A 25,043-nucleotide genomic window follows, 5' to 3' on the forward strand; every position below is an offset into this window, starting at 1 on the left:
ATGAGCGATTTAAATCACGACACCTTACCAACTGACACAGACTTTGCTGTCGCTGCCATCAAAAGCACGCGCAAAGACACCAAGAATTTGCCCGCCAAAGCCGTGTGGCAAATTCAGTTTGATGCGGATAAGGTCGATGTGCAAACCTTCAAACCCAAAGACTTTGTGCCGACGCTTGATCACCAAGGTACTCAGTGGTTGCACTTTGTGGGTATACACGATGGGGCAACGTTAGAACGCGTATTGCAGCCTTTTCAAATTCACCCGCTGGTGATTGAGGACATTCTTAATAACAAGCATTTACCCAAGATCGAAGCCTATAGCGACTTTTTGTTCTTTGTCGGCCAAGCGCTGATGTATCACAAGCAGCGCTTGGTGGTCGATCAAATTTGTATGATTGTTGGCAAAAATTATGTGCTGACTTTTCAGACTCGACCCTTAGGGATTTTTAGTTTGGTGCGAGAAAATTTACAAGCCAATCATGGAGCGCTGCGCAGCAAGGGTGCAGACTTTTTGGCTTATACCTTGATCGATTGTCTGGTCGATGATTATTTTGCGGTACTGGGGCAATTTGAAGGCAAAGTAGAAGAGGTCGATAAGATTTTGTTCGAGCCTAAGCAGGATAAAATTTTGCAGCGTATTCATAGTTTAAAACACGAAACCACGCGTTTTCGCCATGCGTTGTTGCCTTTGCGTGAAAGCCTTAATCAAATTGTGCGCGGCGACTTTAATATGTTTAACGCAGAAACCCGTTTGTTCGCGCGCGATGCGTATGACCACACGGTGCATTTGATCGAGTCCCTGGACAGTGCGCGCGAGATGGTGTCGAACATGACCGATTTGTATTTATCGTTTCAATCGCACCATTTAAATATTCAAATTCGCTTGCTGACCGTGATTACGATCATGATGATGCCGCTGACCTTGATTGCGGGGATTTACGGCATGAATTTTGACAATATGCCAGAGCTGCATTGGAAATATGGTTACTTCATTATTCTCGGCGTGATGGCATTAATTAGCAGCGCGATGTGCTGGATTTTTTATAAAAAAGGCTGGCTGTAAGCGGCTTTAAATATTAACTGCACAAATAAAAGGGCGACCTCAACTGGGCCGCCCTTTTACTTTTTTACTCAAGAGTTTTTAACTACACTAATCTTTCTCAATATCCTGATTCGCATCGTTCTTAATAAAGCCCTCGTCATTAATCACAAAGACTTTTGGAGAGATCGGATGACGCTCTACTTTGGTTACTGTCCAGACTGCTTTGCCATCTTGATCCAAAATCAACAACGGAATGCGGGAACGCTCGCTCCAGCAAATTTGGGTAGTGCGGTCTTGCTGAGTTAAGCCGTACCACTTGCACGCATCCAGCGCCTTGGGAGCGTTGGCAGGTGCAGCAATCGCAGCCAATTGGTAATCGCCTTTGGGATGACGCAGTCCGTGCGCTAAGTCATACCAATCGGTGAAGTTACCGATGCGATACAAGTTGGTGCGATCAACGCGCGTATGGATTTTCTTTTTTAAATCCAAGACCGACATTTGAAACTCCGCCTCGCCCGCAGCGCGGGTCGCGTAGGTTTCTAAACTATCGTCGGTGCGGCGTTTTAAGCGTTGCTGTCCGTCGCGCCAGACTTCCAATTGATGCTCACCGCTTTGGTTCTGGTAAGTTGCTTGATAATGAATCGAGCTTGGTTCGGCTTTGTCGCTAAAGACTTTATCAAACGTGAGATCTTTGGCAAACGCTACGTGGGCTACACAGCTCGCCGCACACAACACGGCGAGCTGGCCTCCGAACGCTTTTGCATTACTGAGGAAAGAAAACTTCATTATTGACGAACCGCCTTTGCTGAATCGAAGTAACGGTAGGTCTTACCATCGATGGTCAAATCTTTGACATTCAAGTTAATGGTGTAAGAACCGACAGTCAACGCTGAATCGGCCGTCGCACCTGTTGGGTCGGTTGGCAATTCAAAGCGCAGACCAGTTGCCGCAGCCGTTGGCGTGACGACCGACGGTACTACTGTGGCTGCCGACTTGCTCGCTGGCGTCACCAAGGCTTCGTTCAAAATACGACCATCGGCTTGTGGCATGGACAAACCTAACAAATACGCCACTGTTGGCGCAACGTCCACGTTACCCGATGGATTGCTGATTGTGCCAGCAACAAACGATGGGCCGTTAGCGATCAAGGTATTGTGTACGTCAGTCACACCGAAACTACCGTGCATACCGTGCTGACCTGCGCCGAAGCTTTCAAACTCGATACCTGGGTAACCTTGGATTGAGACTGTGCTGTCCCAGTTGAAGCTCACCACTACGTCAGGTTGGCCGTTGTTTTGGCGGGTCGTATTTTCTAAATTGACTTGCGCCATTTGCAATGTACCTGGGATGGAACCGTAACGGCTGTCGACAAAAATCGCACCGTATTCTTCACGTTGCTGCAAGAATTTAACCAAGTTCTGCACCGTCGTTGCATCGTGACCTGGGACGTAGAAGTAGTCCGAACCACCGTTAGCAGCAACAACGATGCCGTTAGTTGGCAAGCTACCTGGGGCTGGTACTGGGAAAGATGCGACGGGTGTTGCTAAGGTTGAGCTGATCGCTTGGTATTTAGTACCGGCTGTGCCGCATAACGCGCCAGTGGTATCAATCTTGACTGGCACTGTTGGTACACCCGCGGCGTTTAAACCGTACATGGAATCGGTGGCGCACTTGCTACCGTCGAATGCTTTGAAACCACGGAAGGTCAACAAATCTGCTGAGCGCACGTCGCCAGAGAATGAATAACCACCAGAGGTAGCTACCGCGCCAATCGCAGCGGTGTTGGTACCGCTAGTCGAGCCGTTGACCAGCGGGCCGTTTGGCACTGTGGTCGAGGCTGTGATGTTACGCAACGGGTACAAGCTCAATGGGCCAGATACGCTGCTGTGACCGTGATCGGATACAACGATGATGTTCGTTGTGCTATCCAAACCATTGGCGCGCAACGCGGTAATCAATTCACCCAAACGTTGATCTTGCGAATGCAAGCCGGCTTTCATGTTAGCGGAACCTGGGCCATAACCGTGTTCGACGTTGTCTGGCGTACGGAACCAGATCAAGGACAACATTGGTTTTTTGACTGGCAGGATGTAGCTAGTAAAGACCGACATCATGTATTTGTTGGCCGCATCTTCTGGCGCACCTTGTGTGGTATCGCTTGCATCGCGCGCTGGAATCGTGATCACGCCATTTGGATCGTAAGCTGCTGTATTGAATTGGATGTAACCTGCGCGGCCAGTTGGATTACCGTTAGTAGAACTCAGCGTTACCGTGTTAGCACCGCTATAACCATGCACCACGTTAGTTGGCAGAGCGTAGCCGTTGGTTTGCAAATCCGTTACCAAGCTGTAAGGAGCTGCGGTGTTTTCATCTAAGAAGTATCCACCTTGGGCCAAATCTTGGATGTAGGCGGCACCGGATTTACCGATAGTCGCGGTCACCAAGCCAGCGCTTTGCGCCGTAGCGAACAAGGATTTAACTAACAGCAGTTGGCCGCCGTAGTAGGTATTGAGTGTGGAGAGGACTTGATAGTCTTCGGTAAATACTGGATCGACGTAGTCCTGAGCTGCGCCATTCGCACCGGCACCAGCAGGAATCGTGTTACCGGAACCTTGTGGTGGAGTCCAGAACGTGTTGCCGTAGAAGCCGCTAGTTTTTGGGAATGAGCCAGTTGCAAACGACGAACCATTCATCATGGTGAACGTTGGGTAAGTCGAATGGTTGTCCGAGAAATTCGCACCCGATTGACGCAAGGCGTACAAATTCGGTGTATCGGTTTGATTGATCGCGTCTGGGCGCATACCATCCCACACCATCACGATGGTACGCACTGCCGCAGCCGCTGGAGTTGATGGAACTACCGGTGCGGTATTGCTGGAGCTGCCACAGGCGCTCAGTAGAACGCTGCCGCTGAGTGCGGCAACAAGAGTAATCATAGATTTCATTTGCTAGTCATCCTGAAAAGTAAGTAACACCATTAATGAACGAACGAAACATCGGCGCAGATCGAGGATTTGCAACAAGTTCCGACCATCCCTAATCCACATTATCGAGACCCATTTACAGCGAGCTAGTTGGATCTCATCTAATCTATTTAAAACAAAAACTACTTCTGCCACTCCACCAATCAAAACCGATGAAGCAGTCAGATTGGGCTGGAATTAACCGCCTTACTTCTTAGTGGTCTCGCGTCCTGTGGTGTAAGGACGATTGCCCATCAAACCTTGCCAGAGGATTTTGTTGTAGGCCACGGCATCCAACTTATCTTCTTCAGCAAAATTAAATTTCTTGGTTTTTTGCGCCCAATATTTACTGTCATGGGTTGGCTTCAAGGCGAGCGCAGGCGGGTTGCTAGCTGCCAGCGGCAGCGCCGAGCCGACTAATAAAGCAGAAGGCGTGGCGGTGAAAGACCAGGTTGTTTGGGTTAAATCAAACACGTCTGTCATCGGGCCTTGGGTCGAATCAAACAAACCCAAATGATCGACGCCAAGAATGTCAGTAATGGTGCGCAACATATTGACGGTGGTGTAGTGCGTACTGACGAGTGCTGCTTTCTTCACATACGGACCAACGACATAGGCCGTGCTGCGATGCGCATCCACATGGTCAGGGCCATCTTGCGCATCGTCTTCCACGATAAAGATCAAAGTGTTACTGGCGTAGGGGCTATTAGCTACAGCTTGGATAATGCGACCAACCGCATAGTCGTTATCGGCCACTTGCAATTCTGGCGTGTTGATACCATCAATGGCTGTTGCGAAACTACCAGTGTGGTCGCCCATCATGCGCACCAAACTTAGGTTCGGTAAATTGCCGTTAGTGACGTAAGCACTAAATTCCCGCTCCCATTCCTTTTCACGATAGAAGTCAGGGAAACTGGTATCGAAGCCTCGGAAATATTGATCGGTCAGGGGAGCCAAATCTGGGTTGGCAGCATAGGCCTGCACCTTGCCGTGTTCGAACGGATTACGATCGATTGGAATTCCTAAGGCAGCGTAAGGAGTGCCGCCTAATGCATAACGAGTGAGGTCAATAAAGAAGCCATAATTACGTACCGTTTTACCAGCACGTAATGCCGAGTTCCATAAATAGCCTTGTTGCACTTCGCCATCCGGCCCGTCTGGGGCAGCCACGTTGCTCACTCCGGGCAATACGTCGTCATCCAAATCCTTGGACAACGGATTGGCTGCCACTCGCGCTGCTCCTGCTAAGCCCACGTTGACATTACGGTTGGTGCCTTCCCAATCGTAGGAACCACCGCCGCCGTTTTCTGCATAGTTTGATGGCAGCATGCGCGCGCCAGCATCCGATTCACGACCTGTCGTACTCCACGGCCAACCATTGCCGCTCACATCCGCTGGGTCGTAAAAATTGTCCAGCGCCACGAAATTATTCGCTAAGGCATGCAGATTAGGCGTGGTTGCTTTCGGAAATTCCGTCAACGCTGGATTGCCATTGCCTTTACCCAAATCACCGAGGACTTGATCGTAGGTGCGGTTTTCTTTAACGATGTAGATGATGTGTTGAATTTTGCTGCTCAGTACCGCCATCGTTTGCGCATCGGCTGCACTAGGCAGCTTACCGAAGCTATTGTTGCTCGCGACTTGGTCGGTCAATAAACTCAGATAGGCAGCATTTGGCGTTGGCACGGCTAACAAGGCTGAGCCAGTGATATTCAAGATGTATTCGTTCGGTGCGAAAGTAACTGGAGAATTTTTTACTGGGCAAGGCACAGTTGCATAACCCAAGCAACTACCAACGTTGGGGCCAGGAGGCGTTTTCTCGTTACTGACGTAAATCATTGTTCCATCTGGAGAAACGCGCACATCGGTTGGATACCAGCCGGTTGGAATCAAACCCGTTACCGTTGGTGTCGAGCCGGCTAGTGACACAACCGCGACAGAATTGGTACCGCGGTTAGCGACATATAACGTTTTTTCATCGGGCGACAACGCCACTGCGGAGGGCGATGCACCTTTGTATCTGGCTTGCGCTGCGGTCAATACAGAGCTTGGTGCAACGGTGGACACTGTGCTGGTTACGGCATTTTTGGTGGTATCAATTACCGAGACAAGATCAGCAAAATCCGAGGCGACAAATAACCTTGATTGCGCTTTGTTCAAGGTCATCTTATTTGGGCTGCCTTGAACTGGAATACGTGCTTTAACCGACGGGGACGCGGCTGAAATATCGACCACCACAATTTCACGATCACGTTCGCTGCTGATATAGGCTGTGTTGTTGCCGACGATGGCGATGGAATTCGGATATTCGCCACCGGCTTGACCGCTGGTGCCGCCGCTCTTACCGGGACGCAAATCTTGTTCCGCAATGACCTTCCCGTTAATCAAATCGACCAAGGTAACCGAATCGTTGTAACGGTTGGCGACCAATGCGCGCTTGCCATCCGCGGTGATAGCGATGGTCGTTGCCGTTGGCTTTTGCGCCAGTCCATATCCCGCGGTGTGACCTAAGGCGATGGGCGCACCGGATTCAGCCCAAGTGCCGTTGGTGAAGGCGAACACATGGATGTTATCTTCGCCAGCACCGGGTACATAAAACTTCGTTCCATCAGGCGAAAACGCGATGCCGACATAACTATTGGTGACCGACACAACTTGTTTTTGAACAGGCTTGTTGGACGATACGTCAAACACAAAAATAAATTGGGTTGAATCGGCGGGCACTTTTTTACCGTTAGCATCCACCACTAAGTTATAACCGCTAGTAAGTACCAACAAGGTTTTGCCATCCGGACTAATGGTCTCTGATTGGGCGTAACCAGCGGGTATTGTTGGATTGGTTGTTAAGCCAGGCACTAATGGAATATAGGTTGAACCGGGCATGGCGGTCGGCGACATTGCTAAGCCTGTTGGCAACAGCGTAGTAACTACTGTACCTAATGACGCTGGTGGGGTTGGCATAGCAATGTGTGATGTGCTCGATGAACAACCCGCGATGAGCGCTGCTAGGAGTAACGGCGTTGCTGCGGCAGAGAAATTTTTTACCACGATGGCTTTCCTGAAATTAGACCCGCAAAGAAAGAAGTTTGGGAATCAATACAACACCGATCTCAAACAAATATAGCGAGACACATTGACTCACCTTTTGGTAGAGCGGATTAAGTGGGGACCGCAAATCCAGGCGTAAGCCCAGGCCGTCGATTCGATTTGCTTGGCGCTATCCGAGCGCAAGCTAGCTCGGACTTCCACGCACTTCAGAGACCGAATTTGGCATCGGAAATCTGTTGCATTAATTACTTTGAACGAAGCAGAGTTTAGTGTTGGATTGTTACGATAGGATGACGACAGCGCCGATCGAAATCGGGTCAGGAGTCATTGAATGAACCGGAATTATTTATTCACATTTGCGCGCCGGCAACTTGGTTGTTGAAAAAAAGCGGACGTAAAAAAACCAAGCAGACTTGTGGTGCTTGGTTTTGTGTTGACGGGGATCAGGCAAGTCCAGCGCAGAATTAATTTTCTGCGCGACTAAACACAATGAAGCCAGTTTGCTTAAGCTTCGTCGCCATCGTGGGCTAAGGAATATTTACTACGCAAATCAATAATGAACGGACGAATATGATCGGCCGCGGATTCCCAGTTCTTGCTGCGTTCAATCGCAATACTCCAATTGCAGCCGGTCTCATCGGGATTCGCTAAATGAAAGATTTTGCCAAGTTTGGTCTTCTTGTGATCTTTAAATTTTTTGTATTCGGTCTTGATCAATTTTTGCAAAGCTTTACGTTTTAAAGTAGCGCGACTCATAGTTACATCCTTACAAATTGGTTGAACACCTAGTAAGCATAATCCTATTTCGCTCGTTGCACCGCAAAAATTTTACCCACAGCAATAAAGGCTAGTTAAGCCCGCTTCGTGGCTCCGGCTTCACCGCCCAAAGGGAGCTAGCCCACAAAATCAATCCTGTGGCTAAGCAGCCCAACGGATTTTGTGGCCCATTTTGCAATACCAGCGGATAAACGGCGGCAACCAACATCAGCGCAATGCCAGTTATATAGTGCGGTGGATTAAAAAAGATGGCGGCCAAAGGAATAAAGTGCAAGCCGATAATGAATATCGCTAACGGAATTGCCCAGTGCGGATAACCGAGATTATTGAGTACATTGACACCCAGCACTATGAGAATCCACTGTCCAGCATTGACCAGATTAAAAAGCTGATCTCGGCGTCTTTTGTCTGGGTCGTCTGGTTGCGCCGCCAACGCGGGTCGGTAACGTAGATATCGCCGCAAGACTACGATAAAAAGAGCCAGCGTAATAAGTGCAATCACCGCCCGATAGAGCACAACATGAGGAAAAGCTTGGTAACTCCACAACCCAATCCAAAGCCCACCAAAAATCGTGAAAAACATTGCACCGATTGCTCGCGATGCGCGTTTTGCGTCGTCGGGATTAGCTTGTTGGGTCGTTGGCATAGGGTAGCTCTGTTTGGGCACAGCACAATGTGGACTGGCAATTAGCCAGTCCAATTCAGTCAATTAGTGCGGACTAACTGACACACCTGGAGCATTAAAGGTTGACAAGGTACTGACCTCTGGGCCGACCAATTCCGCGTGAATTGGTAACTTCATTGCGCACGGTTGGCCAGAGCAAACTGCAGGCTTATATTTTTGGTTCATCAGCGCAAAAGTAGCTGCTTTGGAAATATCTTCGTTCGGTGAATTCATGACATCAACGGATTTTGGATTGCCTTCACCATCGACCAGCACATACAAGGTCAAGCTGCCTTTATAGGCCAATTCGAGATTTTCGTGTGCATGAGCAATAGCGCGGTAAATCGGATTTAAGCCTTTGACTGGAAACGGTGGTTCGTCGCCCTCAGGCATATTGTCGTATTCCGCTTTAATCGTGTTTTTTTGGTCTGCTGTTAATTCATTGTAGGGTTTATTCAACGGTACAGTGCCAGCTTTGACGATCTCTTTAGTCATGTTGGTGCCGACCGAAGGATTAGTTTGTTTAATACCGTAATGTCTAACTTCGTCGGCCAATGCGCCTTGCTGCACAGCCGCGACAAGCATGATAATCAGTAACGAGGAAGCGATTTTTTTATTCAACATTCTGGTAATCCTTGGCAATTATTATAAAAGGCAGATATACGAATCTGATCGAAATACGATAATTTATTAATCGTTCACAATTAAATAAATGCGGGAAAGTGTATAGACAGAAACATTTTTTTACAATGCCCTAAATAGGGCATTTTTGTACTTTCGCGCCAAATATGGGCTGATATACAACAGATTGGCTGGGACAAACGCCGTTTTGAAAGCGATTGAACTAGTCAGAAGTTACAAACGGCCAGCGCAAATGGAAGCTGGCCGTTAAGGAAAACTAACCGCCGCGAGAATTATCGGCGAGCCCGCATGCTATAGAACAGCACCGGCATCACCAACAAGACCAGCGGTAATTGAAAAATCAAGCCAGAAATAATCGCAATAGCCAAGGGCTGCTGCATTTCCGAGCCTTGCCCAATGGCCAGCGCCAGTGGCAACAAAGTCAGCATCGCTGCGGTGGTGGTCATCGTGATCGGTCGCATCCGATTGATGCCAGCATTGACGATTGCGTTGGCTAAATCGTCGTGCTCGACTAATTCTTGTTGTTCGGAAAAATAGAAAATCGCCACTTCCGTCACCATACCGATAATCATCGTCATGCCCATCATGGCCGAAATATTTAACTCGGTTTTGGTCACCCACAAACCAATAAACACCGTCGATACTGCCAACAAAGCCGTGACCAAAATCGAGATCGCCAAGCGGAAGCTTTCATACATAAATAGCAGTAACAGGAACACCAACGCGCTAGCCGCTGCAAATACCGCCATCAAGCCTTTAAACGCGATTTGCTGTTGCTCATACAAACCACCGAGTTGGTAGTACACGCCCGCCGGTAACAACTTATCCTGCGCCATGACTTGTTTAACATCGTCAATTACCGAACCCAAATCGCGCCCGCTGATGCGGCCAGTTACCGCCACCATGCGCTTCAAATTCTCACGCGCAATTTGCGGCTGACCGATTACCGGCGTAATGCTAGCCACCCGTTTAAGTGGGAACAAATGTCCGTCTGGGGCACGCACCATCATATTGGCCAAATCGGTATCGGACGTGCGTAGCGACTTGGGCACCCAAACCCGCACGCCCACCATTTTGATGCCGCTCACCACTTGGGTCGCGACATTGCCGCTTAAGATGCTCTCAATGTTTTTGGTAATGGCATCGACTTCCATTCCCTCTAGCGCCGCTTTAGTCGGATCGACGTGAATCTCTAAAGCGTCGCCAGCCGGATTAATGCCGTTCTTCACATCGACCACGCCAGTAATCTTAGCGATGCGCTCGGCGACTTTATCGGCCACGGCAGACAACTGTTCGGGATTATCGGAAAACACTTTGACTTCAATCGGCTGCGGCACGGCGGTTAAGTCACCGATTAAATCTTCCATCAATTGCGCCATTTCGATTTTTAAACCGGGCACATTGGCTTCAACCTTGGTGCGGATATCGTCCATCACTTCATCGACCGGGCGGCGCGGAAAGCCTTTTAGGCGGATAAAAAAATCGCCTTCATTCGCTTCACTCAATCCACCACCCAAGCCGCTGCCAGTGCGACGTGAATAGGTTTCTACATCGGGCGTGGCTTTAATAATGGCTTCAACTTGGCGCAACAAGCGGTCGGTTTCCGACAATGCCGTGCCCGGCTCGCTGCGGTAATCCAATACAAAACCGCCCTCGTCCATTGATGGCATAAAACCGGAACCCACTTGCTGAAAAGCGAACAACCCCACTAACAACATCGGCACCAAGCCAAGCAATAGCAAAACTGGACGCGCTAATAAACGCTGCATCAGCGAGCGATAGTTGCGATGCAATGCTTGCAGCAATTTGCTCTCGGTTTTTTCTTCGGCGTCTTGCAACGTCAAAAACCGATCAGCCAACAACGGAACCGCCAACCAAGTAATCAAAAACGAAATCAACAACGCCGCCGCCATGGTGAGCGACAAGGCTTTAAAAAACGCACCCGTGACGCCAGTCAAAAACGCTAGCGGTGCAAAAATGATTAAGGTTGAAGCGCTGGAGCCAACCAAAGGCCGCATAAATTCTGCCGCCGCTTTTAGCACCCGCTCATGCATCTGACCCGCGCCACCTTGCAAGCGCCGCATGATGTGCTCAATCATCACAATTGCGTCATCGATAATTAAACCGACCGCCGCCGCCATGCCACCCAAGGTCATAATATTAAAACTCATCCCCAGCACGTATATCAGCACAACCGTGGTCGATAACACTGCTGGCACGACCACAATCGCGATCACAGTCACTTTGAAATTGCGCAAGAAAAACAGCAACACAAGGGCTGACAATACAATCCCGATTAACACCGCATCCCGCACGCTAGAAGCCGATTGCAACACGAGTTGGCTCTGGTCATACCAATTCGAAATCGTCACACCAGCAGGCAATTGGGCATGGGCGGCGTCCAGTTTTTTCTTAATATCGCTAACAATTTCCACGCTGTTACTGCCGGGTTGCTGATAGACCGAAAACAGCACCGCGTTTTTACCGTCCGCTGTCACGCGCGTCCATTCGGGCGCAGTAGCTTGTTCCACCGTGGCGATGTCACCCAAGCGCACCACACCGTTACCTTGATTTTTAAGCGCCAGTTGGCGAATTTGATTCAGGTTTTTTAAGCGGCTGTCCGAAATCGCCAAAAACAATTTGTAATGATCTTCTAACTTACCGACTGCGGCAATCACGTTGGCATTGGTCAGCGTGCGTGCTACGTCGTCGAGCGTTAAATCCAAGGACCACAGTTTTTTCGGATCGATCGTGACGCGGTATTCTTCCACTGCGCCACCTTGGACTTGAATGTACTTAACGCCGTCAATACTGGATAACAAAGGTCGTAGTTGATACTGTGCCAAATCACGCAGTTGAATCGGCGTCAAACTATCGGACGTAATGCTGTACGCGGTAATTGGGAAAACAGTCGGGTCCATTAACCGGGTCGTGACTTGCATGCCCGCAGGGAGCTGCGACTGAATCTGGGCGATGGCAGCATTAATCTGTAAGGCCGAGGTCGCCATCTCGCGCCCCCAATCAAAATTGACCGAGATTTCGGCCGAACCGCGCGACGTCGTTGAGCGCACCGTGCGCACACCCGGAACACGGCGCACCGCATCTTCAACGGGGCGAGTTACTTGCATTTCCATTTGCTCAGCGGGTTGATCGCCTACATCAATCGACACCACCGCGCGCGGAAAATCAACCGTTGGAAACAGCGACACCGGCAGCTTTAAGGCCGCCACAACGCCGGCCAAGGCCAGCATCAAAAATAGAAATAAGACCGAGCGGCGATGCGCTTGAATCCATGAGCCGATAGTCATTTACCTGACTCCCGCACAGCCATATCGTCTTCCAGTTCGTAATTACCTAACACAACAACGGGGAGTTTTGGATCAATCTCCCCGTCGATGCCAAAGTGGGTTGCGCTCTCGTTGACTTTGGCCACTTCGACGCGATGCGCTTTACCGTCAGCGACTTGGAAAATAAACGTCCCTTTTTCATCCGACAACACCGCTTGACGCGGCACTAACCACGCTTGTTGCTGACCTAGATGTATCGTCGCTTGCACATGCATGCCCGCGACCAATGTCGGCGCGGCTGAAGCCGGCAGCAGCACAATCGCGCTGACCAATTGTGTTTTGGGATCCACGACATTTTGCACTTCGTTGATCTTGGCGTTAATAGTCGTACCGGCATCTTCGACCGTGGATAGAATCACCTTCATCCCGGCATGTACCATGCGGCGCTGCGCTGGCTCAATTCCTAGCGCAATGCGTAGCGTGTTGGTTTCGCCTACTTGTACAACGGTCGCACCAGCGGCCAAACGATCACCTTGCGCCGCCACCAAAGCGGTAACGACGCCATCCACCGGAGCCAATATCTTAGCCGCTTCGGTTTCGCCGCCCAGTTTTTTTTGCGAAGCGAGCATGGATTCCGCGTCTTGCAATTGCTTTTTGGCTGTATCAAGCTGTGTTTGGGTGAGCAGTTTTAAGGCGAACAATTCTTCTTCGCGCTTTAATTCGGCACGCGCAAAATTAGCCGCCGTTAACGCTTGTACGTAAGCGGTTTGCGCGTTGGGATCGCTCGTTAATATTGCCAAAGTCTCGCCGCGATGGACTTGCTGTCCGGGCAAAACCGATAACAAGGTCAATTGACCGGCTTGCGGAAAGCTCAAGGAATTAATCTTGGCGCTAACTACGTCGCCATAGGCGATCAAATTGCTTTCCATCGCTTGCTGACCAATTGGCTGTGTTTTAACCAAGGCACTCACTGCTTCGGCGGCGGGCTCGGCGCCATCTTTGGCATCGGAGGCAGCGCTGTGCTGCTTTTTCCACCAATATGCTGCGCCCAATATCAATGCCGAGCCGACGATCAGCGCCAAAATCAAACTTAGTTTTTTTTGTTTCATGATGAATGATTTTCTAAAGAACGTTGAGCAGGAGTTGGCGGTACCAGCACATCTCCACCAAGTAACAGTTGTAGCGCAATGCGCTGTTCAAATATCGATTGCTGCAGATTAAGCTGTTCAAGCTGCTTGGCTAGCAAGCTACTGTGTGCATTAGCCACCACAAGGCCATCAATCGCATTGTTGACATAGGCGCTATCGGCGTTGGTCACCATCAAATTAAATTGGGTTAGCGCAGTTTGGATTTCAGCGAGTTGGCGCAGATTCACCGCTTGATCCAAGAGTAATTTATGAATGTCGCTATTGGCAGCGTTAAGGCGTTGTTGATAATCGTTGATTAGTTTTTCGCGCGTTGCTAACTCAACGGCGATAGCGCCGCGATTGCGATTCAACAGCGGCAACGATAGCGTCACACCCACGCCGTTGGAATAAACGCTACTGGAATCGCGCGCACGCGTGAAGCCAATATTAAACGATGGAAATTGCGATAACAGCGCAGCGCGGTAACGCTGATCTTCTGCTTCAAATCCCGATTGCAGCGCAATCAAATCAGGACGCCGTTGCGCAAGCTGCTTGGCATCGCGCACGATCAGGGATTCGTCCAATTGAATTAAGCTCGCAACGTTGGGTTCTTGCAGTTTGACCTCCGCATCGGGACTCAGGCCCAACAACGCAGTGAGTTCATGTTGTAGCTGGTTGACCTGGCGTTCGCTATCGTTGCTTTGGCGTTGCAAATCTTGCAGGGCAGTCAGGTCAGTTAGATAGGCATCGTTGCTAATGTAGTTTTTATCGAATGCTTGTTGGCTGTTGGCGACGCGTTTGGCAAAGAGTGCGCGATTGGTTTCGATTAGTGCGGCGGCTTTTTTGGCGAAACTCAGCTTCACGTAGGTCAAGCGCGCTTGCGCAATCAACTGCCATTCTTGCCAGAGCAAATTCATGTCGGTTTTTTTAATCTCAGCCTGCGCTGCGGCATCCACCGCGCCGTAAGTGACGATAGAGATTACGTCGTAGCTCAGTCCTGCGCTGAATGCCTTGGATGAGCCAGGACCGCCAGTGTTGGACAAATCGCGGCTGAGCGACAATTGCGGATCGGGTAGCAAGCCAGCGGCAAATGCTTGGGCATGCGCCACTCCGGCATCGTCACGCGCGAGTTTGATGTCAGGATTATTCAGTACCGCCAACATCGCAACTTGGTCCATGTCCAATCCAGCGCTCAGATCAAGTTGATGCGGCTGCGCTGAGATACGCGACCACGTAGCGTCCGACGATGTTTGCTCCGGCGTTTGCCCCTGTGCACGGTCAAGCACTAAATGGGACACATTATTGGGTAGCGAAAACTCGGTTGGCAGCGTTTTAGGTTGGTACAACGCGCACGACGCCAGCAGGCAGCTTAGCGGCAAAACAGCATATTTTTTCAAACCAAGCATGATGATCCAAGCGGGTAATTTGTCGTTTAATTAGGAACTCGGCAACAGAACAACGGACTCAAAAAAACGGCGACCCACTGTACATGGGTCACCGTAACTCACTCATAAACCGTTTTGACAGCACATCTGAACGACAAAATCGTTATCTGCCCAGTATAGGATAGTTATCAATCCTTAGGACAGACTTAGACAGACTGCCTATCGGCGGTCCTCAAAAACGGTTTGAGTTACACCAATTTACATTAAGCAGCGCAGGGCGCAGCAAGCGTCAACCATTGTTACGGCGCGACAAAGTAGGCTTTACTAATTTGCACAAAACCAAGCGTGTTGCTACATTAGCGCTCTGTCGCCCACCTATTTTTGACGCTCGCCATCGCCTCCCAACCCAAATCAATCATGCTAACCATCTGTCCCGATTGCGATCTAGCGCAAGAAGTTGACGAACTGCAGTCCGGTCAGCAGGCGCAATGCGTGCGCTGCAAGGCCGAATTAGCGGCCAGCTTTGGGGATCAATTGGATATCGCGCTGGCGATTCTTTTGACTTCGGCCATTCTATTATTGCTGATGAATGTGTTCCCTTTGCTGGAGATGCGGGTTCAAGGCGTGTCGCGCCAGACCACGATCTTGGGCGCGGCCTATCAGTTATATCTGCAAGACATGGCGCCGCTAGCATTGCTGGTCGCCTTCACCACCGTGATTGGCCCGTTGGTAGAGATTATTTTGTTGGGCATGATTTTGCTGCCGGTCAAAGTAGCTAGGTTTGAGCGCGCCAGCACAGGACTGGTGAATTTGGTGCAAAACATTCGCCCTTGGAGCATGGTGGAAGTGTTCATGCTGGGCGTATTGGTATCGCTCGTGAAGCTGGCTGCGCTGGCTGAAATCATCACCGGCCCGGCGTTATGGGCCTGCGCTGGTTTAATCGTAACGATGTCGTTTCTTAAAGCGATGATACGACCAGAAGATTTGTGGGTCTGGTCAAGGAAAGATCAGCCATGAAACCCGCCACCGGAAAATCCCTTGGGGTAGGCATTTGCCATCGCTGCCGCCAAGTGGCGCGACTACCTGAGGCCACAGAAGATGCCAGCGAAATCGATTGCCCAACTTGCGGCGCGCCCATGCACCAGCGCAAAAATAACAGTTTGTCGCATTCCTTGGCCTATTTAATTGCAGCCTCGGTGTTGTACATACCCGCCAATGTATTACCGGTGCTCCGAACTCAAACCATTCTCGGATCGGAAGACGACACCATCATGAGCGGCGTGATCGTGCTGGTTGATTCTGGTTCGTGGCCTTTGGGCGCGTTGGTATTTTTTGCCAGCATTGTGGTGCCCTTACTCAAGCTAATTTCGCTGAGCTTGTTAATCGCGACGGTGAAAACCAAATCGCGTTGGGCGCCGCTGCAACGTACCCGTTTATATCGTTTGGTGGAATTCGTCGGTCGCTGGTCGATGCTCGATATTTATGTCGTCACGCTGCTGGTTGGTTTAGTGCAGATTCAATCGCTAGCCATTATCAAGCCGGGCGGCGGCGCGCTGGCGTTTGGGGCGGTGGTGGTGCTATCCATGCTCTCTGCCATGAGTTTTGATTCACGATTAATTTGGGACCCAATACAAGAACACGATGAAGGAAATCCATGAGCGATAAATCAGGTGTTGACGCGCCTGCAGCGCAACCAGCAGCCTCAGCACAAATCCGCAAGGCGATCATCAAACTACCCAGCAAACGCAAGCTACCTTTGGTCTGGATTGTGCCGATGGTGGCAGCCATTATCGGCATCTGGTTGGTCGTGCTCAACATCATGCACGAAGGCCCAACGGTGACGATTCGATTCAACAGCGCCGAAGGTATTGAACCAGGTAAAACCAAAATTAAATACAAAGACGTCGATATCGGCGAAGTGAAATCAGTCGGCTTATCCAAAGACCGCAAGCAAGTTATCTTGACCGCCAAACTGATCAAGGAAGCGAGCGACTATTTACATCAAGACACGCGCTTTTGGGTAGTGCGTCCGCGGATTTCGGCGGGAACGGTGTCGGGCTTAAATACCTTGTTATCTGGCGCATACATCGGCTTAGATATTGGCAAATCCGACGAATCAGAACGCGACTTTGTGGGGTTAGAAGTGCCGCCTATCGTTACCGGCGATTTGCCGGGGCGGCAATTCATTTTGCATAGCCCAGAAATCGGCTCGCTCGATGTGGGCGCGGTAGTGACTTTTCGGCGTTTAAACGTCGGTCAAGTCGTGGCCTACAGCCTCGATCCAGACGGTAAAGCAATTACGCTCAAAGTTTTTATCAACGCGCCTTACGATCAATACGTGACCGACAACACGCGCTTTTGGCACGCTTCTGGCATCGATTTATCGTTGGATGCCAACGGCCTTAAATTAGAAACCCAATCGCTCGGCTCCATCATTCAAGGTGGGGTGGCATTTCAAACGCCGCCCGACAGCATTCCCGGATCACCCGCACCCAAAGACGCGGCATTTAAACTGTATCGCGATCGAGATTTAGCGATGCGCTTACCGGACAAAAACGTCATTCCCTACACCGTGTATTTCAACGATTCGTTACGCGGTTTAACACCGGGCGCGCCAGTGGATTTCCACGGCATTGTGGTGGGTGAAGTCAAATCGATTAACGTTGAATATGTGCCGCAACATGGCGTGTTTCACTTCCCAGTGGACATTAATATTTATCCTGATCGCATGCGCTCGTATTACACGCCCGGCTCCAAACGACCTGTGGAACCAAGTCCGGCTCAGAATCGTGAACTAGCTAACCAATTGGTCGCAGCAGGAATGCGCGCGCAACTCAAAACGGGCAATTTATTGACGGGTCAGTTATATGTATCTTTGGATTTTTATCCCAAAGCACCCGCCGCTTCGGTGGATTGGAACCATGTTCCGGCCGTGCTACCGTCAATGAATGGCGGCTTAGGCGAAATCCAAAATTCGCTCGCCAGCATTCTGTCCAAAGTGGACAAAATCCCATTCGATCAATTGTCAGGCGAATTAGTCACGTCGCTTAAGTCGCTCAACAAAGCACTGGACAATACCGATCAATTAATCAGCAAATTAAATAGCGACGTCGCACCAGAAATCAAAGCCACGCTGACCGATGCACGCGGCACGCTCAACGCTGCGCAGCAGGTATTAAACAACGACGCACCGCTGCAACTCGATTTGCGCGAAGCTCTGCGTCAAGTCGCCAAATCAGCACAAGCGGTAGGCAGTTTGGCCGACTATCTTGATCGCCATCCTGAAACCCTCATCCGTGGCAAACCCGCACCTAAACCACTCAACAGCGAAGAAGGAAAAGCGCCATGACAATCAAGCGATATTATTTAATAACGATTGCTGCGCTGGCGCTGTTAGCCAGCAGCGGTTGCGGCACCGTCGCGCCAGAACAGTTCTATACCTTGGCTACCGCGCCAACCCAAGCAGCGCCGTTAAACAGCACCTTTAATCGCGACATCGTAATCATGGTGAGCGAAATACCGGAAGTCATTAATCGCCCTGAGTTAGCTATTTTTACATCACAAAGTCAACTCGCCATTCTGGACAACGATCGCTGGGCGGAACCGGTCAAGGGCGCGATCAACAATGTATTGGCGCGCAATATCGGCAGCGCATTGCCGGCAAGTTGGGTCGCCAAAAGTACGCTCGATCAAAAGAGTAATCCCATTAAAGTCATGGTCAGAATTGACGCCATGGACGCGCGCCTGCAAGACAAGGTGCGCCTAGAAGCCAGTTGGGTCATTAACGATGGCGATAAAAAACCAGCACGCAAAGGCCGATTAACGCTGGAGCGCAAGGTCGATCAAAACACCAAACCGATAGACATCGTCAACGCATGGTCCGATCAATTAAACCAACTTAGCACGGCAATTGCTCAAGATATTATTCAATAGTTAGCCGCTACCAAGTCGCCAGTTTGGGCCAAAACTGGCGGCAACGTTGACGCTGATTCTTCACAAGCCAATCTCCCGCACCACACAACTGCATTAAAAACAACATCGTTAACAATTGTTTGCACAATTTGTTAAATGGCGTTTTGTTGGGTTAAATCGCTTGATCTAAAATACCAAGCGAAAAATCGCAACTCGCCATTTTTCAGCCTTCTGCCCGTGCGCGTTGGGCGCAAGGGCGTCGCCAAATTCATCGCACTAATCTGGCTGACGCAAGCCACAAAACTACAGCAAAAATCACTTCAAAAAGGGAAACGACCATGTCAACCAAGCGCCGCATTACGCTCTTCGCCGCCACACTATTTAGCCTCGCTACGGCTCAACTCGCGCATGCCGCCGACCCAGTTTTAGACGACCAATGGCGCGGCATCGGCACATTAAGCTTTGTGAATGCGTCGGGCAATACCGAATCATCGAGTTTAAATTTTATGTTGAACATGGATCGTCAATCGGTGCAGGATAAATGGTCGTTTTATCTGCAAGATTTGAATTCCAAATCCAGCACCACAACCAACGGTGTCAAAGAAACCTCCACCACCGCCGCAATGTGGCGCACCGGCGGTCGCTACGATTACAACTTCGACGGCAGTTTATTTGCCTTCGCTGGGCTGGCCTTAGATCACGACAAAATTAAAGATTTATCGCTGCGTAAAGCCGTCAATCTGGGTATCGGTGACCACTTAATCAAAGACAAAGAAACCACCCTAGATATCTACGGCGGTTTGAGCTTACGTAACGACAAATACAGCGATCCGGGCGTCGTTGTGGGCAACGAATTAAAGACTTCGTATAACGCGACCGAAGTCATCTTAGGTGAAGAGTTAAACCACAAATTTAACGAATCCACCACCCTCAAACAAAGCTTGGTGGCCTACCCCAACGTAACCACAGGCGGCAAATTCCGCTCGGTATTGGATGTCGCGTTATCGGTTGCGATGACCAAAACATTGAGCTTAACCGCCAGCTTCCAAGATCGTTACGACAGCTTAGCGGTAGAGCCAGTGAAGAAGAACGATACCTTGCTCATGGTTGGTATTAGTGTGAGTTTGGGGCCGAAGTAAGTTGGGATGATTAATGGATGAAACGAATCACTGTGCTAGCGATTCGTTTTATTGCAATCTAAAAGTCAACCTAGTAACGATGATCGACACTGCGGCATACTGAACTCGGCCCAAGTTCAAGGTACCGCATCCAAATATGCATACACTTTTGGAAGTCGCTTGCGCCAAATACCGGACGCGAGATCAGCGAAATATTTTCTGCAATAGACTTGAGCAATTTTCTTTTGCCCCGGATTAGCCGAATCGTGAAAAGGCAATTGGGGCAATGTGTTAATGAGCGCCAACGATGACAAAGAGGGGGCTGTCTTGCTTAATTCATCCCATTTTTTTTGCGCTTTATTGATCGCTGCTTCCTCACCAGTTTTCCACTTCAGCAGATTTAGCTCGACGTCCGACTGTAGCTTGGGATCAAGCTCACTACAGGTCGATTTTAGGTGATCGGCAATATGCAAGGTCGTGATCATCATCGCCACGGCCTCCAACTCAGAATTTGCATCGGGCTGCGGATTGGATTCGTACTGCTTGTCCACGGAATCTGAGATAGCTTTCTCAAACGGCTGCAATGGTAGCTTACTCTTAGCAATCGTATCGCCTTGATCAGCGGCCAATTGCAGCCATTTTGCCGCTTGCGCATCGTCCTGCTCGACTACCTTGCCGATGGCATACATAAGACCAAGCTGCCGTTGGGATTGCGCATTCCCTTGATCAGCGGCGAGGCGCAGCCATCTCAGAGCTTCTTGATCATTAGCAGTCACACCTCGACCGACTAAATAAGCGCCGGCCAATTGGCTTTGTGCATGAACATTACCTTGCTCAGCCGCTAAGCGGTACCATTTGACCGCTTCGCTCTCATCTTTGGGGACGCTCCGACCAAACCAGTACATCGCGCCGAGGCTAGTTTGGGCATCGGCATTACCCTGCAGCGCCGCCAATTGCAGCCATTTAAGGGCCTGCTGATCGTCCTGTTCCACGCCGATACCATTGATATACATTCGCCCAAGCTGATTCTGCGCACGCGCATCACCTTGCTCAGCCAAGGGCCGCCATTCTTTTAACGCGGTCGCATAATCTTTACTTTTTGCCGCAGCCATTCCCGCTTCAAAATCGGCGTTAGCCATAGATGAAATCAATATTAATGGAGCGAAAATACAAGTCGAAATAAGACGCACAGAAGAGACTTTACAAAAGAAAAATAATGGGATTGAATGTTTGCGCTTGAGCTCAGAACTTAGTTCTTCGCTGATTTAAATGAACGATTAATCCACAAATTACGCCACAAAATTAAGGGCTTAATAATTAGTGCGACGAGGTGCCCGATTGCAAACAAGCACAGATAGCCGATCACGAATTGATAAATATTATTAGTACCAAAGTTAAATTCAGCGGCGATCAGTAATTTGTAATGCAAAAAAACAGTCAGCCCACCAACTAATACGATGTACCACCATTCACGTTCTGGGTTCTTCATTAAATCTCCTTGCGATACTAAATGAATTCAATGCTTGGCCGATCGGATTTGATCTTAAAAGGATACTATTGCAAGCTTGTGACCGCTCAACAGGGTCACCCTCAACGCTTACTCAACGTCATATTCCCACTAGCCGTCGAAATAGAAAGCTGGCTTAACGCGCTCATGCCGATGAGTGTTGGCACGTTCGGCGTGATGGAAATTTCGACGTTGTACAGTTCGATATTGGCGATCTTTAAGATGGGTACTACTTTGTTGGCGGCTCGGACCATGCCGTTGGCGGTGTTAATTAATCTGGGCTGGAATTCGCCCTCCAATAAATGCATTTTTTGCGCGAGGTCAGTGGAAATCGCGACATAGGTTGCGCCGGTATCGATCATGGCGGGAGCGCTCACGCCGTTAATGGTGACTGTGGTGGTGTAATGATTGGCGCTGTTGGCGACCAAGATGACATTACCGGGGCCGATGGGATTCTTGGCAACGGTGCGGCTTTGCGTGGAGCCGGGGCAGACGTCCTGTTGGTAGGTTACTTTTCCGTCGGGCGCGGTGCATTTTTGAATGGTGGAGTCGGCGTGGGCTGGCAGGGCGTTGAACAGCAGCAGACTAACCAAGCTGGCGCTAAGCACTCCATTGGCTAACGAGTTTGGATGAATAGTCATGCTGTTTTTCCTGACAGGTCAGGACTTGGTCGTCAATTTTGCGTTACTGCCATTAACGACCAAATCAGGTTTGTTCCGATTCAACAAGGTTAGCCAACAGCGCTACCACTTCACGCCATAACGCGCATATTCTTGCTCCACACGCGGATCGAGCAGACGCGCTCCGGCGATGGCTTTGGCGCTTTCGGCCTTCTTGCCTAATTCACGTTCGACGACGGCTTTCATAAACAAGGAACCTGATTGGTTCGGGTTTTCTTCTAGCGCGGCGTTGATGTCGGCGATGGCATCGGTGTAGTTATGCTGCTTGTAGTAAATCATGGCGCGGCTATCCAACGCGGCGGCTGCGATCTGGTCGCCTAATTGGATGGCGTGCGCGCAGTCGTTTTTGCCTTCGTCTAAATCCACGTTAGCAATTCCGCGCAGCCAGCAACGCATGTTGTAGAGCGAGGCGTTGCGCGGCCATTTTTCAATTGCTGCATTGACTGATTCGATGGCTTCGTTCGATTTATCGGCAAAAAACAAAATCTCTGCCTTGCTTTGCACCAGCGCGGCTTCTTGCGCGCCGCCGTTGTCGATGGCGGCGTCCATGCGCGTGATGGCCGAGTCGAATTGATACGTTAAGGCTTCCAAGCGCGATAAGCTGGTGATGGCGGCATCGTCCACGGGATCAAGCTCTAAGGCGGCGTGCAAATCGGCCATGGCTTTATCGTCTTGACCAAGTTCGCGATAGAGTTCGGCGCGGGCTAGGTAAGTCGGTTTGTCTGCTTGCAGCGTGAGTGCTTTGGTCATGTCGGCTAATGCTTGTTCGCGCTCAAAAATGATGGTCAGGAATGCCGCGCGCGTTAGGTAACGTTTGGCCTCGTCCGGTTTGGCTTGGATAGACTGACCCAAGATGCGCAATACCTCATCGTATAAATGTTCTTTCTTGGCCTTTTCGACTTGCGCCCACGGTTGCGGATAATCGGTGCTGGTGCGCACTTTGACGGGATGGCGCGCTAACTCAGCGATTTTTTTGCGTAGATCAGGCAGATCGGCCGCGCTGATTTCTCCGCCTGCGTGATTCAATTTGAAATTAATATCGAGCACGCCGTCTTTGATACTGACGTCGTATTGATATCGGCGATTGCCGGGTAACTCGATTTGTTTTTGTTGATCGCCATCCAAACTAATGCCCTTGCCTTTATCGGGTAAAAGCATGACCATTCGGCCACTCATAAAAGGCGTTGGCGGGATGAAAACGGGAATGTCTTTCCAGATCGCGCGTGAACGATCGGGCGGTGGCGGCGCGGTGAAGCCAACTGGATCAAACTCGTAGCGGTTATTGGAGCGGCTCCAGTTTTGTTGGAACACGCCATCGACCGTAATGGTGGCGGTGGCTTTGGCTTCGTCGAATTCAAATTCGGGCGAGGTTGCGCCGTTAAAATTAGGCACTTGGCGGATCGCACCGATCAAAAATTTCTCCCGACCTTCTTTATCCAGTCGGTTTAAATTGGTGTTCATCATGCCAGCCATTGGACCGCGATAGGTGAACTTGAGCTTGGTCGCTGCGGGCAAATTAATGCCGCCGCGCATATCGATGGTGGAAATGAATTCAATCATTGGTCGTGCGGGATATTGATCTGGTACTTTCAATAAATCCGCGCCATTGGCGCTCACTGGCAGCACCCAATATAGATGTGGAACATCGTTGAGATCTTCGGGCATGGAACCCAAACCGGTGCCGTCTAAATACAAATCTTGTCCATCAATATGCGCCAGCACCAAAACGTGATTAAACGCTGCCACCGAAGGAATGCGAGCGGGGATCATATCGCCATTATTTAAATTCGCGATAATCGGTTCGGCCTCCACACCAAGTTGATGCAACACCGCTAACAATAGCAATGATTTCGCTTTGCAATCGCCAAAACGCGTAGCCCAAGTTTGTTCCGGTGCTTGCGGTACGTAATTGCCGCCATCCATCGCTTTTAAAAAATACCGGACTTTGTTCTGCGCCAGTTGCAACGCTAGAGCCGCGCGTTGACGTTTGTCGTTAGTACTTTGAGCAATCTTTTGCACTTCTTGATCTAATGAACCGCCGGGCTGAATTAGGCCATCGGTGACATACAGCGGTGCCATGATTTTGGACACCGTTTTCCAGTCAGCAAAGCTAGATAATTCAATCGCCTGCGGCTTGTAATAGCGCCCCGGTGCACCAGCGGCAGCATCGGGCTGCTTGGCAATTGGCAGCATCACACTGATTTCGTGCCAATCACCCATGCGCGATTCTTTTGGCGTTGCGCCTGTAAGATACAGCTTCCAATTAATTGCATCGCTGTCTTGCCACAACGCGCGCACTCGACCAAAACCAACTCGCACAGGCTCCACCACCAAACCCGCGCTGGCCGAAACGTTGCCTTGCAGCGTTGCATCACTAAACGTCGTTGAATAACGCAGATCCAGTATGTCACCGACCCGCAAACCCTCGGCTGCCAAGGTCGCGGTTAGCAAGCCATCCAACATCAGGTTTTCTAAATTCGCTTCGCGCCGCAACACGGTAAATTTTTGCCCTTGCGCTAAAACGTCGATCCGATGTCCGTCACGAATAATATCGACGCCATGAATAATCAAATCCCCATGATCGGGCCACCATTTGAGCACGATCGAACCCATCTTATTAAGGGCATCGGCTGAGGTAACGCGCTGCGCGGATTCGCCGTAATTCCAAACAATACCGTTTTGAACACGAATTTGATTATCCAACACCACCGCTTGTAATTTGTCGTCGCTGGCGGCGATTTTCTCTGGCGGGGTCGCCATAAGCACCCAGTCTGGCGTGGGCTGATACAGCGGCGTATCGCCCGCATAACTCGATCCAAATCCAGCCAGCAAAGATAGCGACAACAAAGAACAACTGAGGAATTTACTCATAAATAACGATCCATCCTT

At 50.1% G+C, this 25,043-nt stretch carries 19 protein-coding genes; 6 read left to right on the forward strand and 13 right to left on the reverse strand.

What is annotated here, in order from left to right:
* Positions 1 to 1,065 (forward strand): magnesium/cobalt transporter CorA, encoded by a 1,065-nt coding sequence (gene corA, locus E2I14_RS10655; protein ID WP_133328243.1) that lies wholly within the window; start codon positions 1 to 3, stop codon positions 1,063 to 1,065.
* 87 nt (positions 1,066 to 1,152) lie between these two features.
* On the opposite strand, the gene E2I14_RS10660 is transcribed toward corA, so the two are convergent.
* The 9 genes from E2I14_RS10660 to E2I14_RS10700 form a co-directional block, all read right to left on the reverse strand.
* On the reverse strand, positions 1,153 to 1,830 hold the full coding sequence (locus E2I14_RS10660) for a hypothetical protein (RefSeq protein ID WP_133328245.1): 678 nt from the start codon (positions 1,828 to 1,830) through the stop codon (positions 1,153 to 1,155).
* A complete protein-coding gene (locus E2I14_RS10665; RefSeq protein WP_227544700.1) occupies positions 1,830 to 3,980 on the reverse strand; it encodes an alkaline phosphatase family protein in 2,151 nt (716 codons plus the stop codon). Before E2I14_RS10665 ends, E2I14_RS10660 begins: the two co-directional genes overlap by 1 nt.
* 234 nt (positions 3,981 to 4,214) lie before the next feature.
* Positions 4,215 to 6,968, reverse strand: coding sequence for a beta-propeller fold lactonase family protein (locus E2I14_RS10670; protein WP_133328424.1), 2,754 nt, complete (start codon positions 6,966 to 6,968; stop codon positions 4,215 to 4,217).
* A gap of 591 nt (positions 6,969 to 7,559) precedes the next feature.
* Positions 7,560 to 7,811 carry a hypothetical protein gene (locus E2I14_RS10675; protein WP_133328249.1) on the reverse strand — a complete coding sequence of 84 codons (252 nt, stop codon included), beginning with the start codon at positions 7,809 to 7,811 and terminating at the stop codon, positions 7,560 to 7,562.
* Positions 7,812 to 7,902: 91 nt separating this feature from the next.
* Entirely contained in the window at positions 7,903 to 8,478 is a 576-nt protein-coding gene (locus E2I14_RS10680) for a hypothetical protein (protein ID WP_133328251.1), read from the reverse strand.
* 63 nt (positions 8,479 to 8,541) lie between these two features.
* Positions 8,542 to 9,120 (reverse strand): energy transducer TonB, encoded by a 579-nt coding sequence (locus tag E2I14_RS10685; protein WP_133328253.1) that lies wholly within the window; start codon positions 9,118 to 9,120, stop codon positions 8,542 to 8,544.
* 290 nt (positions 9,121 to 9,410) lie between these two features.
* Positions 9,411 to 12,446 (reverse strand): efflux RND transporter permease subunit, encoded by a 3,036-nt coding sequence (locus E2I14_RS10690; RefSeq protein ID WP_133328255.1) that lies wholly within the window; start codon positions 12,444 to 12,446, stop codon positions 9,411 to 9,413.
* The gene (locus E2I14_RS10695) at positions 12,443 to 13,534 is read right to left on the reverse strand and encodes an efflux RND transporter periplasmic adaptor subunit (RefSeq protein ID WP_133328257.1); all 1,092 of its coding nucleotides are present in this window, start codon (positions 13,532 to 13,534) and stop codon (positions 12,443 to 12,445) included. Before E2I14_RS10695 ends, E2I14_RS10690 begins: the two co-directional genes overlap by 4 nt.
* A complete protein-coding gene (locus E2I14_RS10700) occupies positions 13,531 to 14,958 on the reverse strand; it encodes a TolC family protein (RefSeq protein WP_133328259.1) in 1,428 nt (475 codons plus the stop codon). The genes E2I14_RS10695 and E2I14_RS10700 overlap by 4 nt, the downstream gene beginning before the upstream one ends.
* 396 nt (positions 14,959 to 15,354) lie before the next feature.
* Between E2I14_RS10700 and E2I14_RS10705 the strand changes: the two genes are divergently transcribed.
* The 5 genes from E2I14_RS10705 (at position 15,355) to E2I14_RS10725 (ending at position 19,988) form a co-directional block, all read left to right on the forward strand.
* On the forward strand, positions 15,355 to 15,954 hold the full coding sequence (locus E2I14_RS10705) for a paraquat-inducible protein A (protein ID WP_133328261.1): 600 nt from the start codon (positions 15,355 to 15,357) through the stop codon (positions 15,952 to 15,954).
* Complete coding sequence (locus E2I14_RS10710) at positions 15,951 to 16,595, forward strand: paraquat-inducible protein A (protein ID WP_133328263.1); 645 nt, start codon at positions 15,951 to 15,953, stop codon at positions 16,593 to 16,595. The genes E2I14_RS10705 and E2I14_RS10710 overlap by 4 nt, the downstream gene beginning before the upstream one ends.
* On the forward strand, positions 16,592 to 18,286 hold the full coding sequence (locus E2I14_RS10715) for a PqiB family protein (protein WP_133328265.1): 1,695 nt from the start codon (positions 16,592 to 16,594) through the stop codon (positions 18,284 to 18,286). The genes E2I14_RS10710 and E2I14_RS10715 overlap by 4 nt, the downstream gene beginning before the upstream one ends.
* Entirely contained in the window at positions 18,283 to 18,870 is a 588-nt protein-coding gene (locus tag E2I14_RS10720; RefSeq protein WP_133328267.1) for a PqiC family protein, read from the forward strand. The genes E2I14_RS10715 and E2I14_RS10720 overlap by 4 nt, the downstream gene beginning before the upstream one ends.
* A 317-nt stretch (positions 18,871 to 19,187) precedes the next feature.
* The gene (locus E2I14_RS10725; protein WP_133328269.1) at positions 19,188 to 19,988 is read left to right on the forward strand and encodes a DUF481 domain-containing protein; all 801 of its coding nucleotides are present in this window, start codon (positions 19,188 to 19,190) and stop codon (positions 19,986 to 19,988) included.
* 116 nt (positions 19,989 to 20,104) lie between these two features.
* On the opposite strand, the gene E2I14_RS10730 is transcribed toward E2I14_RS10725, so the two are convergent.
* The 4 genes from E2I14_RS10730 to E2I14_RS10745 form a co-directional block, all read right to left on the reverse strand.
* A complete protein-coding gene (locus tag E2I14_RS10730) occupies positions 20,105 to 21,106 on the reverse strand; it encodes a tetratricopeptide repeat protein (RefSeq protein WP_133328271.1) in 1,002 nt (333 codons plus the stop codon).
* A gap of 110 nt (positions 21,107 to 21,216) precedes the next feature.
* Positions 21,217 to 21,456, reverse strand: coding sequence for a hypothetical protein (locus E2I14_RS10735; RefSeq protein ID WP_133328273.1), 240 nt, complete (start codon positions 21,454 to 21,456; stop codon positions 21,217 to 21,219).
* A 101-nt stretch (positions 21,457 to 21,557) separates the two neighbouring features.
* A complete protein-coding gene (locus E2I14_RS10740; RefSeq protein WP_133328275.1) occupies positions 21,558 to 22,115 on the reverse strand; it encodes a retropepsin-like aspartic protease family protein in 558 nt (185 codons plus the stop codon).
* A gap of 102 nt (positions 22,116 to 22,217) precedes the next feature.
* Positions 22,218 to 25,025, reverse strand: a complete 2,808-nt coding sequence (locus tag E2I14_RS10745; RefSeq protein WP_133328276.1) for a DUF3857 domain-containing protein — start codon at positions 25,023 to 25,025, stop codon at positions 22,218 to 22,220.
* Positions 25,026 to 25,043 lie beyond the last annotated feature (18 nt).

Source organism: Sapientia aquatica (genome assembly GCF_004358105.1).
Taxonomy (GTDB): Bacteria; Pseudomonadota; Gammaproteobacteria; order Burkholderiales; family Burkholderiaceae_D; genus Solimicrobium; species Solimicrobium aquaticum.

Coding starts and splice junctions, on each gene's coding strand:
- E2I14_RS10740 (WP_133328275.1), bottom strand. CDS start 22,115: ATGACTATTCATCCAAACTCGTTAGCCAATGGAGTGCTTAGCGCCAGC.
- E2I14_RS10670 (WP_133328424.1), bottom strand. CDS start 6,968: ATGCCAACCCCACCAGCGTCATTAGGTACAGTAGTTACTACGCTGTTG.
- E2I14_RS10695 (WP_133328257.1), bottom strand. CDS start 13,534: ATGAAACAAAAAAAACTAAGTTTGATTTTGGCGCTGATCGTCGGCTCG.
- E2I14_RS10680 (WP_133328251.1), bottom strand. CDS start 8,478: ATGCCAACGACCCAACAAGCTAATCCCGACGACGCAAAACGCGCATCG.
- E2I14_RS10745 (WP_133328276.1), bottom strand. CDS start 25,025: ATGAGTAAATTCCTCAGTTGTTCTTTGTTGTCGCTATCTTTGCTGGCT.
- E2I14_RS10665 (WP_227544700.1), bottom strand. CDS start 3,980: ATGATTACTCTTGTTGCCGCACTCAGCGGCAGCGTTCTACTGAGCGCC.
- E2I14_RS10690 (WP_133328255.1), bottom strand. CDS start 12,446: ATGACTATCGGCTCATGGATTCAAGCGCATCGCCGCTCGGTCTTATTT.
- E2I14_RS10660 (WP_133328245.1), bottom strand. CDS start 1,830: ATGAAGTTTTCTTTCCTCAGTAATGCAAAAGCGTTCGGAGGCCAGCTC.
- corA (WP_133328243.1), top strand. CDS start 1: ATGAGCGATTTAAATCACGACACCTTACCAACTGACACAGACTTTGCT.
- E2I14_RS10725 (WP_133328269.1), top strand. CDS start 19,188: ATGTCAACCAAGCGCCGCATTACGCTCTTCGCCGCCACACTATTTAGC.
- E2I14_RS10735 (WP_133328273.1), bottom strand. CDS start 21,456: ATGAAGAACCCAGAACGTGAATGGTGGTACATCGTATTAGTTGGTGGG.
- E2I14_RS10730 (WP_133328271.1), bottom strand. CDS start 21,106: ATGGCTAACGCCGATTTTGAAGCGGGAATGGCTGCGGCAAAAAGTAAA.
- E2I14_RS10700 (WP_133328259.1), bottom strand. CDS start 14,958: ATGCTTGGTTTGAAAAAATATGCTGTTTTGCCGCTAAGCTGCCTGCTG.
- E2I14_RS10715 (WP_133328265.1), top strand. CDS start 16,592: ATGAGCGATAAATCAGGTGTTGACGCGCCTGCAGCGCAACCAGCAGCC.
- E2I14_RS10705 (WP_133328261.1), top strand. CDS start 15,355: ATGCTAACCATCTGTCCCGATTGCGATCTAGCGCAAGAAGTTGACGAA.
- E2I14_RS10710 (WP_133328263.1), top strand. CDS start 15,951: ATGAAACCCGCCACCGGAAAATCCCTTGGGGTAGGCATTTGCCATCGC.
- E2I14_RS10675 (WP_133328249.1), bottom strand. CDS start 7,811: ATGAGTCGCGCTACTTTAAAACGTAAAGCTTTGCAAAAATTGATCAAG.
- E2I14_RS10685 (WP_133328253.1), bottom strand. CDS start 9,120: ATGTTGAATAAAAAAATCGCTTCCTCGTTACTGATTATCATGCTTGTC.
- E2I14_RS10720 (WP_133328267.1), top strand. CDS start 18,283: ATGACAATCAAGCGATATTATTTAATAACGATTGCTGCGCTGGCGCTG.